The sequence below is a fragment of the Curtobacterium sp. VKM Ac-1395 genome, assembly GCF_015350975.1.
In the GTDB taxonomy this organism is placed as follows: Bacteria; Actinomycetota; Actinomycetes; order Actinomycetales; family Microbacteriaceae; genus Curtobacterium.
In genome coordinates this window covers 464929-479556 of the sequence record NZ_JADKRX010000001.1, presented here as the reverse complement: position 1 = coordinate 479556, position 14628 = coordinate 464929, and the positions used below count along the sequence as shown (strand labels likewise).

The window sequence follows — 14628 nt, the reverse complement described above, 5'->3', positions numbered from 1 at the left end:
GCAGCTGCCGTCAGCGCCAGAGGAACAGCAGCACGACGAGCCCGGACATCGTCAACGCCATCGCGCTGCAGATCACCGCGACGACGACGTCGTCCTGCGGCACCTCGTCCGCGTCGACCTCGCCGGCCCGACGAGCGCCGTACGGTCCGACCTGGCCGGTCCACCCGTCCCCGTTCACGAGAACCGCGCAACGAGACCGGGCACGACGGCGTGCGGCTGGATCGCGACGAGGCGGTAGGACGCGCCCCCGTCGAACGTCAGCACGACCGTGTGCGGGCCGAACAGGTACGGCGACGCGGTGAGCCGGGGCCGGTTGGCGGTGAACTCGTAGACGACGTCCGTCCTGACGATCTCGGCCCCCCTCGTCTCGTAGATCGACACCTCGTCGGGTGAGGTCGCCGTCGCACCGTCGCAGGTGCTGTCGACGAGCCACTGTGTCGTCCCGATGCCGCGCAGGTCACTCGCGCTGATGACCACGGACCTGACGTCGTCGCCGCAGATCTGCAGCCCCGGGTGGTCGGCGGCGCGGACGGCCTCGGTGAGCCCGGGGACGGTGTCCGTCCACGGCAGCGGGCTCTGCTCGCCGGGTCGTGGCGGTTGTCCCGGCGGGAAGACCGCGGGCGACGCCGAGCCCGTGGCCGAGGTCGAGGACGGCGCCGTGCTCGATGACGACCCCGTGCTCGACGACGGCTCCGCGCTCGACGAGGCCGTGCGAGACGGCCCCGCGCCACCGGCTCCCGTCGCCGGCTCGGTCTCGACCGGCGACTGCGCGCAGCCCGCGAGCAGGCCGGACACGACCAGCACCGCCGCGACGACGGCCCCCGCCGTGGTCCTCGTCCGTTCCATGGGGTCCTCCTCCTGGTGGGGCACGACTGGGTGTCCGCTCCCGATGTCGGCGAACCTACGGAGCCACGGTGTCGACGACGTGACGGTCGTACCGGCAGGATGGCACCGACGGCACGGACGCCCGCGGCCCCGCGCGGCTCACGCTGTCACCGGACTGTCACACGCCTGCCGCGGTCGAGCCACGCCGACGCCGGAGACTCATGGACATCCGGACCAGGAGGACCCCATGCTGAGAACCGCCCGACTCCCCCGCCGCACCGGGATCACCGCGACCGCCGCTGCCGTCGCCACCGCGATCGTGACCTGTGTGGCAGCGTCGCTGAGCATGAGCGCGCTCGGCGCCCCGCTCCAGGACGGCACGCCCGTGTCGACGACCACGACCGCCACCAGTGCGTACTTCGCCGGGTGTGGGCGCGAGGCCGTCTCCTCGCCGCTCACGATCCCGATCTGGTGCGCGTCGACCGACCAGGTGCTGCAGGACCTCACCTGGTCCTCGTGGGGCGGGCAGACGTCCCGCGGCGTCGGCAGCTTCGTCGACAACCCCTGCGACTGCGCGAGCGGGGAGCTGCACCGGTACGCGGTCGCGGTCGCCTTCCACGACCGGGTCGACGTCGCCGGCACCACCCGGTACGAGCGCCTCCGGATCACCTTCGCGAACGGCCGCCCCGCGTGGGCCAGCCGTCCGACGATGTCGTTCCGCTGGAGCGACCAGGGGTTCGTCACCGACCAGGTGCTCTCGTGACCGACCCGGGCGACGGCGGCGCGATGGTGCTCCTCGCCGAGGACGACGACGACGTCCGCGAGACCACGCGCCTGCTGCTCCTCCGACGGGGGTTCCGCGTGCAGGAGGCCCGTGACGGCGTCGTCGCACTGGACCTCGCCCGGGCCGCCCTGCCCGACATCGCCCTGGTCGACGTCGCCATGCCGCGGATGGACGGCATCGCGCTCGCCCGGGAACTCGCCGAGCTGGCCGTCCCCGTGGTGTTCCTCACGGCCAGGGACCTGCCCACCGACATCGCCGGCGGTCTGCACGCCGGCGCGGACGACTACGTCACGAAGCCGTTCGACCCCGACGTCCTCGCGGCCCGGCTCACCGCCGTCCTCCGTCGCACCGGCGCACGACCGGCACGGACGGAACGGCTCGGCGCCCTGGTCGTCGAGCACGACGCCAAGCGGGTGCTGCGCGGTGCGACCCCGATCACGCTCAGCGCGACGGAGTTCCGCGTCCTGCAGGCCCTCCTCGCGAACCGCGGTGCCGTGCTGTCACGCGAGCAGGTGGTCGCGATCGTGTGGGGCTCCACGTGGCAGGACCCGCGGATCGTGGACACGAACGTGCAGCGCCTCCGCCGGAAGCTCGGGGTCGACGTCGTCGAGACGGTCCGCGGCTTCGGCTACCGGGTCGCGGCGGCCGGCCCGTGACGACCTGGAGCTCGACGCCGGGGACGACGGCCCCGCGCCCGGTCATCACCACGCACGTGCCCTGGCACCGCTCGCTCCGGGTCAGGACCGCCGCCGCCATGGCCCTGCTCGCCCTCACCCTCGTCCTCGCCGCCGGGGCGGTCTTCGCGCACACGTCCATCACGGGTGCCCGCGACCAGCTCCGCACGCAGGCCACCGCCCAGCTCCGCGAGATCGCCGCGACCGACGCGTTCGGCGGCACCCTGCCGTCGCGCGCCACCCGCGACCCCGCCGCACTGCCCGCGGAGCTCCGCGGGGCGTTGGACGCACGTGCCGTCGTGACGTACGACGACGGCACCTCGATGTGGGCCGCCCGGGGCGAGGGCGCCGACCTGCTCGCGACGCGCGTCTCCGGCGCACCGGTCCGACAGCAGTGGGCCGACCTGGTCCGCACCTTCGCGGTGAGCGGCGCCGGTGCCGCGCTGATCGCCGCGCTGGTGTCCTGGTTCGTCGCCGGACGGCTCACCCGTCGTCTCCGCGTCACCGCCAGCACCGTCAACGACGCCATCGCGGGTCGGCAGGCGGACCGCCCGACCGCCGAGGACGACGAGGTGGGCGTGCTGTCCCGCGGCATCGCGGACACCGCAGCCGCGCTCGCCGTCCGGCTCGAACAGGAGCGCGCCGTCAGCGCCGACGTCGCCCACGACCTGAAGACCCCCCTCACGGCGCTCAGCAGCGCAGCCGCGCTGCTCGGGGACGACGAGGACGCCGACCGCATCCGACGACTCGTGCGGCGGCTGCGCGACCTGGTCGACGACCTCCTCCGGCTCGCCCGCGCGCAGCACGACGCCCCGGCCTCCGACGTCCGGCCACGGTCCCTCGCGCGGTCCGTCGAACGGGTGCTCGCCGACTCCCCGTCGAGCCACGTCCCGGTCCGAGTGCTCGCGGACGCCACCGTCGGGCTCGACCCCGACCGACTGGCACGTGCCCTGACGAACCTGGTCGGCAACGCGGAGCGCCACGGCGACGGCGACGTCGAGGTGGTCGTCGACGGCACCGAGGTCCGCGTCACCGACCGCGGGCCGGGGTTCCCCGAGGCGCTCCTCGCGGAGGGACCTCGGCGGTTCGGCGCGCTCGGCACCGCCGGCGGCACCGGGATCGGCCTCGCGATCGCCCTGCACCACGCCGACGCCACGGGAGCGCGGCTCGTGCTCCGCAACACCGACCGGGGCGCGAGCGCGAGCCTGGCCTTCGACCGCGCCCTGTCACCGGACTGACACACGCCTGCCGCAGCCGAGCCACGTCCCGGACGCACGCTGGTCCCATGACCACAGCACGCGTACGGACCATCCTGCCGATCATCGGCGTCACCGCGATGGCGCTCCTGCTGACCGCCTGCTCCGGCGGCGGCACCGGAGCCGCGACCGCCGCCCACCCGTCGACCGGGGCCTCGACCGGCACCTCGACGTCCGCCAGTCCCACCACCGGCCCCACCACCGCTCCGAGCAGGTCCACGCCCGCCGCCGCGACGCCGTCCACCGCTGCCGGAGCCGCGGCCCCGGCGCCCTCCCGCGGCTCCGGGACGGCCGCCGCTCCCGCACCCGCCAGCACCACCTCCGGCGACACGGCGAGCACACGGTGCGCCACCTCCCAGCTCACCGGGTCGGTCGCGGACGGCGGTGGCAGCAGCGCGGGCGCCACAAGGGTCGCGATCATCCTGCGCAACACCGGCGCGCGGTCCTGCACCCTGCAGGGCTGGCCCGGCGTCTCCTTCGTCGGGGGCGGCAACGGAACCCAGATCGGCAACGCGGCGACACTCGACCGCTCGACGCCGCACCAGACCCTCACCCTCCGCCCGTCCGGTGAGGTCCAGGCGGTCGTGACCGTCAGGGACGCCGGCGACTGGGACTCCGCCACGTGCCACCCGCGCGTGACCGACGGCTTCCGCGTGATCCCGCCGGGGTCGCGCCAGTCGCTCTTCGTGCCCGCCACCGGGGCGCTGTTCGAGTCCTGCGCTGCGCCGGCGGTCCACCAGCTCAGCACGAGCGCGCTCGCGTCGTTCTGACGCCACCACCCACCGGACGGGAGGCTCGCCCCGCGACCGCCACCGAGCCTCCCGTCCGGCAGTGCTGACCACCGCCACCGGCGACGCCGGAGGTGCGCGACGGCCGCAGCCGCCCTAGGGTGGCTGCTGCACCACGCTGTCGGGGATCATCGGGGGGACCATGGCTGGGGAACTACGGGTCGATGCGAGCGGGCTGTCGTCGCTGGTCGGCGACCTGAACGTCCACGGCGGGAGTGCCGGGCAGCAGGCGGCCGCCGCCGACGCCGCGCTGAGCACGGCTGTCGCCGCCGCCACCTCGCCACAGCTGAGCGGTGCCCTCGGACGGCTCGCCGGCCGCTTCCGTGGGCGCAGCGACGACATCGGTGTCCGCATGACGAGCCTCGCGGCGTCGCTCACCACGGCGCACGACGCGATCACCGCGACCGACAGCCACCTCGCTGCCGACGTCAGCGGCATGGGCCGGTGAGCGTCCTCGCCGGCGCGCTGACCGCCGCCGACGTCACGGACGTCACCGACGACGCCGCCGCGCTCCGTTCGGCCGCCCAGCGGTTCGCCACCGCCACCGACGGCGTCCTGTCCGCCGCGACCGCCGCGTCGCGGTCCTGGTCCGGGCTCCCCGCCGTCTTCACCTCGGACGCCCTGCAGCCGGCGCTGACGCCGCTGATGGCGCCAGCGGTCGACAAGGCCAGGCACCTGCAGAGCGCCGGGGACGCGTTCCTCCGGGTCGCGACCCGCGCCGCCAGCCGCATCGAGGAACTCGGCCTGGCCCACGACGCACTCGTGCGGCAGATCGACGCCTTCCACGCCTCGGCCCCCGGGCAGGTCGCCGCCGAAGCCGCGAAGGCTGCGTCCTCCGGGGACCTCCTCGGCGCGGTCGGGGCCGTCGTCAGCAACTGGCAGCAGGTCCCCGCGCTGGTCACCGAGGAACTCGGGCTGCGGATGCGCGTGCAGGCCCACAACGACGACGTCACCGCGACCCTCGACGCCGTCGCGACCGAGCTCGACGGGATCACGCCGTCGACGGTCGACGCCCACGCCGTCAGCACCACCGCGTCGGCCGCCAGCACGCAGGTCGGTGGCGGCGACGACAACTGGTTCGAGGACGCCTGGCACACGGTCAAGACCGTCACCGAGCTCGGTGTCACGATCGCGGGCGCGCAGGCCACCGCCGGGCTCCCGTACCTGCAGGACGCCGCAGCCACCGCCGGCAACGTCTTCGCCTCCCTCGGGAACGCGATGGTGAACCACCCCGACGAGGTCCTCGAGCTCCTCGGCGGCCTGGCGACCATGGCCCTCGGGACCGCGATGGAGGGCGGCGGGGTCGCCCTCGACCTGACCGTCGTCGGTGCCCCTGCGGGTGTCGCGCTGAACGTCTCCGGTGCGGGCGTCATCGCCGCCGGCGCCGCCCTCGCCGGCACCGGTGCCATCGGGCTCGGCGTGCACGCGGCGACCGACGACCGGAGCACCCCGTACCGGACGGACAACGCCGAACGCGCCAGGAACGCCAAGGAGCCGAACGAGCAGCACCCGGGGCGGAACAACGACGGGACGTACCGGTCGGAGAACAACGACTCCGCCCGCGTCGACGCCGCGCAGAAGGAAGCCGACGGCCTGAAGCAGGTCGAGAAGCAGCTCGGGACCACGGTCGACACCACCAAGGTCAAGGCCACCGTCGACGGCGTGCCGAACGGTCGCATCTACGACGGCTTGGTGCAGAAGGCCGACGGCACCTACATCGGCGTCGAGATCAAGAGCGGCACCGCCGTCCGCTCCCCTGCGCAGCGGGAGTTCGACGCGGCCATCAGCCCCGAGAACCCGGCCTCCGCCACGCTCAACGGCAAGGTCATCAAGATCACCGAGTTCATCGAGCGGAAAGTACCCTGACACCGATGTTCATCATGACCACCAACGCCGAGTCGAGCATGCCGCTCATCGACAGCATCCGGCCGTTCCGCGACCAGATCCGCTTCAACCTCGGGCAGCTCGACAACGACGAGGACTGGTCGTACCAGCTCTGGTTCGTCCCGGACAGCGCCGGGTGGCCCGACGCGCCCGGCTACGACGACGAGGACTGGAACAGCCGGTACCTGCAGGCCGGCGGCAGCGCCGAGCGCATGAGCGTGGAGCTGCAGCGCGTCGAGGACGGCGAGCTGCGCCACTGGGTCGTCGGGCGCCCGCACGACCTCGGCGAGCCCCTCACCGAGGCCGTCAACGTCGCGGGTACCGACCACCTCGTCCACCCGGCAGAGGTGTTCGACGCCGACGAAGCGACCGACCTCTTCTTCCACTACGTCGGCGACAGCGGCACCGTCCCCGACGGGTACGTCCTGCGGCTCCTCGACCTGTCGTAGGACTCGGGTCGGCCGTCTCGTGTTCGTCCACACGGTGAACAGCGCCAGCACCTCGAAGCTGTCGAACGCGTTCCGCTCCCACCGCGACCAGATCCGGCGCATGCTCGGCCTGCTCGACGGCACGAGCGACGGCCGCTTCGCCTACCAGCTCTGGTTCGTCCCCGACGAGGCTGGCTGGCCCGACGGTCCGGGGTACTCGAACGAGGACTGGAACAGCCGCTACCTGCAGGCCGGCGGCAGCGCCGAGCGCATGAGCGTGGAGCTGCAGCGCGTCGAGGACGGCGAGCTGCGCCACTACGTCGTGGGGCGCCCGCACGACCTCGGCGAGCCCCTCACCGAGGCCGTCAACGTCGCCGGCACCGACCACGCCGTGCACCCGGCAGAGGTGTTCGACGCCGACGAGGCCACCGACCTCTTCTTCCACTACATCGGCGACAGCGGCACCGTCCCCGACGGGTACGTCCTGCGGCTCCTCGACCTGTCGTAGGACGTCATCCTCCCGGGCGTACCCGGGTCGACGAGACCCCTCCGCCCCGCCGATCCCCGCGCCTCACGCGCCGTGCGTGCTCACGACGATCGCGTGCAGCAGGAGCGCACCACCGAAGACCACGAACCAGAACCCGCCGACGACGATGCCCGCGATCGCCAGGCCTCGGCCCCGCTCGCCGGTGCGGCCGATCTGGACGAGCGCGATGACCGACACCACCAGGCCGACGATGTTCGCGACGAACGCCAGCACGAACCCGACGATCGACAGGGTGTTGAGGCGATCGGTGGGGGTCGGGGCTGCGGTGTGCTGGTCGAGCGTGGACATGGTGTCTCCTTCGGTGACGTCGGACGCCCCGCGGCGTCCGTCGAGACCAGCGTGCGCTCGCGGCCGGACAGGTTCGACGGCCGTGCGGATGACGCCGGTCCCCCCGCAGGTTGATCGTTCCATCGCGGTACTTCCGGGTCGTCACGGGTCCCGCGGGTGCGCGGTCCGTTCAGTGGTTGCACGGACGCGCCCCGTGGACCCCGATCCGCAGCATGGTGCGATGCATGCGCAGCACGCGAGTGGGAACGAGGGCCGGCACCGCTGGACGAACCCGCTGACCGACGGTTGGGAGTACCGGTGGAACGTGCTCGTGGCGCTCCCCGACTGTCATCCGGCGATGCTCGACGCCGTGCTCGCCTCCGTCGGGGCATCGCAGGCGAACACCGTGGTCCAACTCAGTGCGGGCTCGAGGACACCGGCGACCGAGCCGTCGCGGAACCTCGTCTACGCGGTGGACGAGGCGCTCCCGGAACTGCTCGAGGGCGTGGACGTCGCCGTCGTGTCCGGCGACGCGCTCACCGCCCTCGCTGCCGCACAGCACCGGGTCCCCGTCGTGGTCTTCCCCGCGAGTGACGCACAGGTCGCTGTCGGCGAGGCACTCGCCTCCGTCGGCGCCGGTGTCGTGGTGCGATCGGCGGCCGAGGTCGGGCAGGCGATCCGGGCGATCGCGTCGGACGGGTCACGGGGACCACGGATGCGTGGGCTGGCTCGTCAGCTGGGCGCCGTCACCGTCCTGCTCGCCGCCCTCGGAACGTCCGCACTCCGCCTCGTGGTCTGCACGCGGGCGCGCTGAGCTCGAGCGCACGCGGGCACCCGAGCCCGGGTCGGATGGTCAGGACTCGATGAGCGGCTGCTGCGTGCGGAAGAGGTTCCGGGGGTCGACGGCCGCCTTCACGCTGAGCAACCGGTCCCAGTCGCCGTCGGAGAACGACCGCTCGGGGTGCCCGTCGTCGGGCGCGAAGTTCAGGTACCGCGTCCCGGTGCTGGACGGCCGCATGGCCTCGACGAGCGCCCGGGCCTGCGCGATCCCCTGTGCGTCGGACTCGGGCATGCCGATCGAGAGCGCCCAGAGCACGTAGGAGGCGGACGGTGCGACGATCGCGCCGGCACCGGGGCGGGTGACGTCGAAGGCTCCGCCGAGGTGCCGCAGCTCGACGATGTGGAGACCGGTGTCGGTCGACGGTCCGACGACGTCCAGCAGCGTGCGCTGCGCGGATGGGTCGAGGTCGGCGAGCATCGCCGTCTCCTCCGAGAACGGGGCCGGATCGACCGGGTCGTTGTGGATCCGTTCGAAGTCCTCGACCCTGGTCTCCTCGACCGTGTCGAGGAGGACCGGAGCGGCGGCACGGAGCGGCGCGAGCAGTGCGTCGGCACCGGCGGCGTCCCCGAGGTGCGCCACCCGCAGGTGGAGGACGAAGCGCCCGGCGAGCAGCGGTGGGATCCCGGGCACCGGAGGCAGGCGGAGGAACGCGAGCGACAGTGTGAGGTCGTCCGGGGCGGTCGCCGTCGCCGTGGCGAAGGCGTCCAGGACCGCAGCGGCGTGCTCGCCGTCGTAGAAGAGGCCGCCGCCGATGAACCGCTCGACCGGGAACAGCTCGATCTCCATCGACGTGACGATGCCGAGGTTGCTCCGTCCACCGCGCAGGGCCCAGAACAGGTCCGCGTCGTCCTCGGCAGACGCGCGCACCAGCTCGCCCGAGGCCGTCACGACGTCGAGCGAGACGACGTGGTCGGACCCCCACCCGTACTTGCGCCCCAGCACGGGGCTCAGCCCGCCGCCCAACGTGAAGCCGACCGCGCCCACCTGCCCGGACGAGCCGTGGACCGGCGCGAGGTGGTGCGCCGCAGTGCGGGACACGACGTCGCTCCACCGTGCGCCGGCGGCGACCACGGCTCGTCGAGCGGCAGCGTCGACGTGCACCTCGTTCATCGCCGCGGTCGCGACGAGCAGTCCGCCCCGGAGCGGGCGTGTGCCGTGGTGGCCGGTCGCGACGACGGCGACGGGCAGGCCGTGCGCGGCGGCGAAGGACACTGCCTCGACGACGTCGCTCGCGCTGTGCGCGGTCACCACGACGTCCGGGTGTCGCTGGCCGGCGAGGTTGTACCCGGCGCACGCGGCCGGGTAGCCGGCGTCCTCCGGGGTGAGCGCGGCACCGTCGAGGGTCGCGTCGAGTGTCTCCACTGCCTCGCGGAACGCGGCGTGCGCGCCGTGGTCGATGGTGTCGTCTGGGATGGTCTGGGACACGGGGTCCTCCAGGAGGGGTCATGCCCCGCACGGGGCTGGTCGGGATCGAGCACACCAGTGCAGCGTCGACGTCGGGTCGACGCGCCGTCGACGCCCGTCCGGCAGCGTGCCGCTGGGTCAGTCGTGGCGGGGCACGACCGGTTGCACGAGCAGCGTGGAGCGCGATGCCCGGTCGGCGCCTGGTGGGTGGTGGAACGAGACGTAGGACCGTCGGTGCGCCACGACGTCGAGTTCGGCGAGGAACACCCGCAACCGGCCCCAGTCACGGTCGGTCTGGTCCCCCGGGACCAGGATGGTCACGGCCTCGTGGCTCGGACGCTCGACGACCCGGATCGTCTCGGTCGGGACGACGGGCCCGTGCACGACCACACCGACCTCGATGCCGATCCCGGCGTCGTCCGCCGCGACGACCGTCATCGACGCACAGCCCGTGCTGCTGACGCCCTGGTCGGCGAGCTCCGAGACGAGGTCCCCGAGGAGTTCGTCGGCACGTCGGTGCGTCGCGGCCGGGCGGAACCCGGCGCTCCTGCCGGAGGTCACGGCGAGGGTCAGCGCGGGCATCGGCACCAACGCGGGAGCCCGACCGTCCGCGACCGGCTGGTCGGCGGTCACACGCGCTCCCGGGTCGCCGCCGCCACGACCTGCTCGACCTCGGCGAGCGCGGACTCCACCGACGGCAACGCACGGACCCGGTCTGCGACGTCCCTGGCCGATCGCCGTAGGTCCGCGTCCTCGAGGACGCGGCGGAGTGCCGGACCGACGGCCTCCGGGGAGTCGACGGTCACGGCGGCACCGGCTGCCGTCGCTCGCAGGGCGTTCACGGAGTGGTCGGCACCCAGGGGCATCACCACGAGCGGGACCCCGGCGACGAGCGCCCCGAGCACGGTACCGGCACCACCGACGGTGACGACCGCGTCGACGTCGGCGAGCAGCTCGGCGAGCGGACGGAACGGGACGTTGACGACCCGCACGGAGGAGTCGGGAGAACCCACACGGGCCTGCACGCCGTTGACGGCGGTCGTGACGAGGTCGACCGCGAGTCCCTCCCGCTCCGTCGATGTCACAGCGCGGTCCAGGAGCGCCTGGTCGGTGAACACGGTGCCCATCGTCACGAGCACCCGCGGACGGGTCCGAGGCGGTGCCGGCACCGGGGCGTCCGACGCACCGACGGCTCCGTGCGCCGACGGGCGCAGGGCGATGCGACGACCCTCGCGGACCGTCCCGGCGGCCTCGAGGAACGCCGGGTAGACGTCGATCCACGCCGCCACCGGCGGCAGCTGGACACCGCGCGCCCCGGCGGAGCGCGCGGACGCAGCGGTCATCGCGGAGAGGACGGGCTCCGGGCGCTCCGGGCCGAAGCCGTGCCGGAGGAACGGCACGTCCAGCGCCGCGGCGACGTACGGCCCGACGTGGTCGAGGCTCTCGCTGATGACGACGTCCGGGTGCCAGGCCCGTGCCGCCTCGACGGCGTCGTCGACCGCCGCTGCGACCCGTCGGACGGCGAAGTACTCGGCGACGGTGTCGGGCCGCGGCGCGGTCGCCGGGCTGGTCCCGGTCTCCCGCTGCATCTCGGCCATCGCGACGAGGGTGGGCGGGCCGGCGGGCAGGACCTCGATGTCGGGGCTGCCCTGTGCGCGCACGAAGTCCGCCGCGTCGGCACCGGTGACGACGGCGACGCGGTGGCCGGCCGCGAGGGCGGCACGCATCAGCGGGACCATCGGCACGATGTGCCCCGGGAGCGGGTTGGCGGTGAAGGCGATGCGCATGGTGGACCTCCGTCTGGGTGGGACTACGAGAGTGGGGGCGTCGTTCAGGCGGCGCTGGCGACCAGCGCCGCCGTGAGGAGCACGCCGAACGCCAACGAGGCGAACGACGACAGCTGGAGCGCCGCGATGAGCCGGGGCGCCTCCGCCGGCCGGGAGCCGATGGCCAACGCCGGGAGGGCCAGGGCGAGCGCCGCAGCCGCGACGAGGGTCAGCGGAGCGGCGACGACGAAGACCAGCAGGACGAGGAAGGGCGCGAGCATGAAGAGCGCGTACAGCGAGCGCGCGCCCCGCTCGCCGACGACGACCGCGAGGGTGCGCTTCTCTGCGAGCCGGTCGACCTCCAGGTCACGGATGTTGTTGACCATGAGGACGCCGCAGGCGAACAGCCCGGCGGCGGTGCCCGCTGCCCACCCCTGCCCGGTGACGTGCCCGAGTTGCGCGACCTGGGTGCCGAGGACGGCGACGAGCCCGAAGAACACGAACACCGAGACCTCGCCGAGCGCCCGGTACCCGTACGGTCGTCTGCCGCCCGTGTAGTACCAGGCGGCGACGATCGTCACCGCCCCGACGACGAGCATCCACCAGAGTCCGGTGAGCAGCACGATGACCAGTCCGGCCACCGCCGCGATCCCGAAGAACGTCAGACCGACGCGGAGGACGGCCCGTGGCGTCGCGGTGCCGGCGCCGGTCAGCCGCGCCGGACCACGGCGGAAGCGGTCCGTACCGCGCACACCGTCCGAGTAGTCGTTGCTGTAGTTGACACCGATCTGCAGGCTGAGGGCGACGACGAGGCAGAGCACTGCGATGCCGACGTGCGGACCGTGACCGGCCCACGCTGCCGCGCCGCCGTCCGTGCCGGCGACGGCGACGCCCGTCCCGAGCAGCACCGAGACGATGCTCAGCGGCAGCGTGCGCGGCCGGGCACCGCTGATCCACTGACGGGTCGTGGGGCGAGCGGCCATGACTTCGGGTTCCGGCATGGGGCAAGGGTCGTCGCGACCGGGCGCGCCTGCATCCGTACAACCACCGACCTCGTCCGGTCCGGTGGTACCGACCCGGAACAGTCATCCTCCAGGGTGATGCGGGTCATCCTGACAGCCGTGGCCCGGACCCTCCAGGAGTCGCACGCTGAGACGATGACGGCTGCCCGTGCACGGCTCTTCCCGCCGACCATCGCGATCGTGACGCTCACGGTGCTGCCGACCGGGTGCTCCGCCACCACCACCGCGCTCACGTCGTCCTGACGCGGGCGCTCGTGTCCCGGTCAACGGGACCGAACTGCACAGGAAGCATGCCCATGCGCCCATCCGCGCCCCCCATCGTCCGGTTCGCCGTCCTCGGGCCGGTCACCGCCGTCGCGCACGGCGTCGACCTCGACATCGGGTCGCCACAGCAGCGAGCCGTGCTGGCGATGCTGCTGCTGGCCGAGGGACACCCGGTGGACGTCGACACGGTCGTGGACCGGATCTGGGGCGACACCCCACCCCGGAGCGCCGCCAGCGTCCTGCGCACGTACGTGTACCGCCTGCGGCGGGTCCTCGCGCCCCATGCGGAGGCCACCGGGCTGGCGATCGGGACGGACGGCGGGGCGTACCACCTCGACCGTGGCTCGGCCGAGTTCGACGTCGCGGTCGTCGAGACGGCCCGGCGTCGCGCCCGCGAGCTGGTCCGTACCGGCGACGTCGCCGGAGCCGCCGACGAGCTCGCGGCCGCAGCCGCCCGCTGGACCGGGACCGCACTGGGAGGGCTGCCCGGCTCGTGGGCCGATGCCCAGCGCTTCCGGCTCGGCGAGCTCCACGACGAGGTGGCTCTCGGGCGCGCGACGCTCGAGGTCCGGCTCGGTCGGTACGAGGAAGCCCTGCCGGAGCTCCGACGTGTGGCCGAGGACCGTCCGCTCGACGAGCGCGTCGCGGCGCTCCTGCTCGAGACGCTCCTCGCGCTCGGCCTCCGCAACGAGGCGCTCGGCACGTACGACGACTTCCGGCACCGGCTCGCCGACCAGCTCGGGGTCTCCCCCGGCAGCGCGCTGCGGCAGGTGCACCAACGGTTGCTGCAGGACGACGTCACGGAACCGACCGTCGGACTGGAGGCGCCCCCAGCGTCCGTCACCGTGCCTCCCGGCCCGCCGGTCCGACCGCCCGCAGCCGCGGCACCTGCTCAGCTGCCCCCGGACCTCGCCGACTTCGTCGGCCGTGCCGACGAGCTCCAGCGCGTCCGACGCGTCGTCGCCGAGGACTCGTCCGGCGGCGTCCTCGGGATCACCGGACTCGGCGGCATGGGCAAGACGGCGTTCGCGGTGCACGCGGCCCACCGGGTACGCACGGCCTTCCCGGACGGGCAGTTCTTCGTCGACCTCCGCGCCGGCGGCGGGCACCCGCTGACCGCCTCGGACGCCCTGCTGGTGCTGCTCCGGAGCGCCGGCGTGCCACGGTCGACGATCCCGGACGGTGTGGAGGAACGCTCCACGACGTGGCGGTCCCTGGTCGCCGACCGTCGGGTGCTGCTCGTCCTCGACGACGCGGCGAGCAGCGCCCAGGTGCGTCCGCTGCTGCCGTCCGGGCCGGGCTCGCTGACCCTCCTGACGTCGGTCCGACGGTTCGTCGACCTGCCGGGTACGCGGTGGACGACCCTGCTCCCCCTCGCGCCGGAGGAGTCGACGGACCTGATGGGTCGACTGGTCGGTCACGAGCGGCTCGCGGCCGAGCCGGGCCCGACGGCCCGGCTCGCGGCTGCCTGCTCCCACCAACCCCTCGCCGTCCGCGTCGCGGCTGCCCGTCTGGCGGACCGGCCGACCTGGACCGTCGCGGAGATCGAGCAGCAGCTCTACGACGACCTCGACCAGCCGGTCGTGATGCACGCCGACTGCCGGATCGTCGACGCGCCGTTCCGACGTGCGTCCGCCGGGCTGCGCGAGGACCAGCGCGATGCCTTCCACCGGCTGTCGCACCTGCCGGGAGGGCCGTTCTCCGTGGAGGAGGCGGCACGGGCGCTCCGCCGCGACACGAAGTCGACGCGGGCGGTGGTCGAGGACCTGCTCGACGCGCACCTGATCGTCGCCGAGCCCGGCGGGCGGTACGGCTTCTTCGCCCTGGTCCGCGCGTTCGCGCGACGGCAGCCGGTGCGGGAGCGCGTGGCCTGACGAC

Annotated in this window: 18 protein-coding genes; 11 read left to right on the top strand and 7 right to left on the bottom strand. The window is 73.8% G+C overall.

The annotated features are described in order from the left end of the window. Positions 1-10: 10 nt before the first annotated feature. Both ITJ68_RS02485 and ITJ68_RS02480 read right to left on the bottom strand, forming a co-directional pair. The gene (locus ITJ68_RS02485) at positions 11-178 is read right to left on the bottom strand and encodes a hypothetical protein (RefSeq protein WP_194659751.1); all 168 of its coding nucleotides are present in this window, start codon (positions 176-178) and stop codon (positions 11-13) included. Next, the gene (locus tag ITJ68_RS02480) at positions 175-846 is read right to left on the bottom strand and encodes a hypothetical protein (RefSeq protein ID WP_194659750.1); all 672 of its coding nucleotides are present in this window, start codon (positions 844-846) and stop codon (positions 175-177) included. Before ITJ68_RS02480 ends, ITJ68_RS02485 begins: the two co-directional genes overlap by 4 nt. 226 nt (positions 847-1072) lie before the next feature. Between ITJ68_RS02480 and ITJ68_RS02475 the strand changes: the two genes are divergently transcribed. The 8 genes from ITJ68_RS02475 to ITJ68_RS02440 all read left to right on the top strand — a co-directional run bounded on the left by ITJ68_RS02475 (position 1073) and on the right by ITJ68_RS02440 (position 7147). Further along, positions 1073-1588, top strand: coding sequence for a hypothetical protein (locus ITJ68_RS02475; RefSeq protein ID WP_194659749.1), 516 nt, complete (start codon positions 1073-1075; stop codon positions 1586-1588). Beyond that, positions 1585-2265 carry a response regulator transcription factor gene (locus ITJ68_RS02470; RefSeq protein WP_267419583.1) on the top strand — a complete coding sequence of 227 codons (681 nt, stop codon included), beginning with the start codon at positions 1585-1587 and terminating at the stop codon, positions 2263-2265. Before ITJ68_RS02475 ends, ITJ68_RS02470 begins: the two co-directional genes overlap by 4 nt. Then, entirely contained in the window at positions 2262-3521 is a 1260-nt protein-coding gene (locus ITJ68_RS02465; RefSeq protein ID WP_194659748.1) for a sensor histidine kinase, read from the top strand. The genes ITJ68_RS02470 and ITJ68_RS02465 overlap by 4 nt, the downstream gene beginning before the upstream one ends. A gap of 47 nt (positions 3522-3568) precedes the next feature. Further along, positions 3569-4309 (top strand): DUF4232 domain-containing protein, encoded by a 741-nt coding sequence (locus ITJ68_RS02460; RefSeq protein WP_194659747.1) that lies wholly within the window; start codon positions 3569-3571, stop codon positions 4307-4309. Between the two features lie 160 nt (positions 4310-4469). Next, positions 4470-4775 carry a hypothetical protein gene (locus ITJ68_RS02455; RefSeq protein ID WP_194659746.1) on the top strand — a complete coding sequence of 102 codons (306 nt, stop codon included), beginning with the start codon at positions 4470-4472 and terminating at the stop codon, positions 4773-4775. Beyond that, entirely contained in the window at positions 4772-6193 is a 1422-nt protein-coding gene (locus tag ITJ68_RS02450; protein WP_194659745.1) for a hypothetical protein, read from the top strand. The genes ITJ68_RS02455 and ITJ68_RS02450 overlap by 4 nt, the downstream gene beginning before the upstream one ends. 5 nt (positions 6194-6198) lie before the next feature. After that, entirely contained in the window at positions 6199-6660 is a 462-nt protein-coding gene (locus tag ITJ68_RS02445; RefSeq protein ID WP_194659744.1) for a hypothetical protein, read from the top strand. A 19-nt stretch (positions 6661-6679) separates the two neighbouring features. Beyond that, complete coding sequence (locus ITJ68_RS02440; protein WP_194659743.1) at positions 6680-7147, top strand: hypothetical protein; 468 nt, start codon at positions 6680-6682, stop codon at positions 7145-7147. A 63-nt stretch (positions 7148-7210) separates the two neighbouring features. Here the strand turns inward: ITJ68_RS02440 and ITJ68_RS02435 are convergent, their stop codons facing one another. After that, positions 7211-7474 carry a DUF4190 domain-containing protein gene (locus ITJ68_RS02435; protein WP_228504440.1) on the bottom strand — a complete coding sequence of 88 codons (264 nt, stop codon included), beginning with the start codon at positions 7472-7474 and terminating at the stop codon, positions 7211-7213. 220 nt (positions 7475-7694) lie between these two features. Here ITJ68_RS02435 and ITJ68_RS02430 point away from each other — a divergent pair, with 220 nt between their 5' ends. Then, positions 7695-8267, top strand: coding sequence for a hypothetical protein (locus ITJ68_RS02430; protein WP_194659741.1), 573 nt, complete (start codon positions 7695-7697; stop codon positions 8265-8267). A gap of 39 nt (positions 8268-8306) precedes the next feature. Here the strand turns inward: ITJ68_RS02430 and ITJ68_RS02425 are convergent, their stop codons facing one another. The 4 genes from ITJ68_RS02425 to ITJ68_RS02410 form a co-directional block, all read right to left on the bottom strand. Next, positions 8307-9719, bottom strand: a complete 1413-nt coding sequence (locus tag ITJ68_RS02425; protein WP_194659740.1) for an FAD-binding oxidoreductase — start codon at positions 9717-9719, stop codon at positions 8307-8309. Positions 9720-9836: 117 nt separating this feature from the next. Continuing rightward, positions 9837-10331, bottom strand: coding sequence for a hypothetical protein (locus ITJ68_RS02420; RefSeq protein ID WP_194659739.1), 495 nt, complete (start codon positions 10329-10331; stop codon positions 9837-9839). Next, the gene (locus ITJ68_RS02415; RefSeq protein WP_194659738.1) at positions 10328-11485 is read right to left on the bottom strand and encodes a glycosyltransferase; all 1158 of its coding nucleotides are present in this window, start codon (positions 11483-11485) and stop codon (positions 10328-10330) included. Before ITJ68_RS02415 ends, ITJ68_RS02420 begins: the two co-directional genes overlap by 4 nt. A gap of 44 nt (positions 11486-11529) precedes the next feature. Continuing rightward, a complete protein-coding gene (locus tag ITJ68_RS02410) occupies positions 11530-12465 on the bottom strand; it encodes a 1,4-dihydroxy-2-naphthoate polyprenyltransferase (RefSeq protein WP_228504439.1) in 936 nt (311 codons plus the stop codon). Between the two features lie 120 nt (positions 12466-12585). On the opposite strand from ITJ68_RS02410, the gene ITJ68_RS02405 reads away from it, so the two are divergent. Further along, positions 12586-12729, top strand: a complete 144-nt coding sequence (locus ITJ68_RS02405) for a hypothetical protein (RefSeq protein ID WP_194659737.1) — start codon at positions 12586-12588, stop codon at positions 12727-12729. A 53-nt stretch (positions 12730-12782) separates the two neighbouring features. Beyond that, positions 12783-14624 carry an AfsR/SARP family transcriptional regulator gene (locus tag ITJ68_RS02400; RefSeq protein ID WP_194659736.1) on the top strand — a complete coding sequence of 614 codons (1842 nt, stop codon included), beginning with the start codon at positions 12783-12785 and terminating at the stop codon, positions 14622-14624. The last annotated feature ends 4 nt before the right edge of the window (positions 14625-14628 follow it).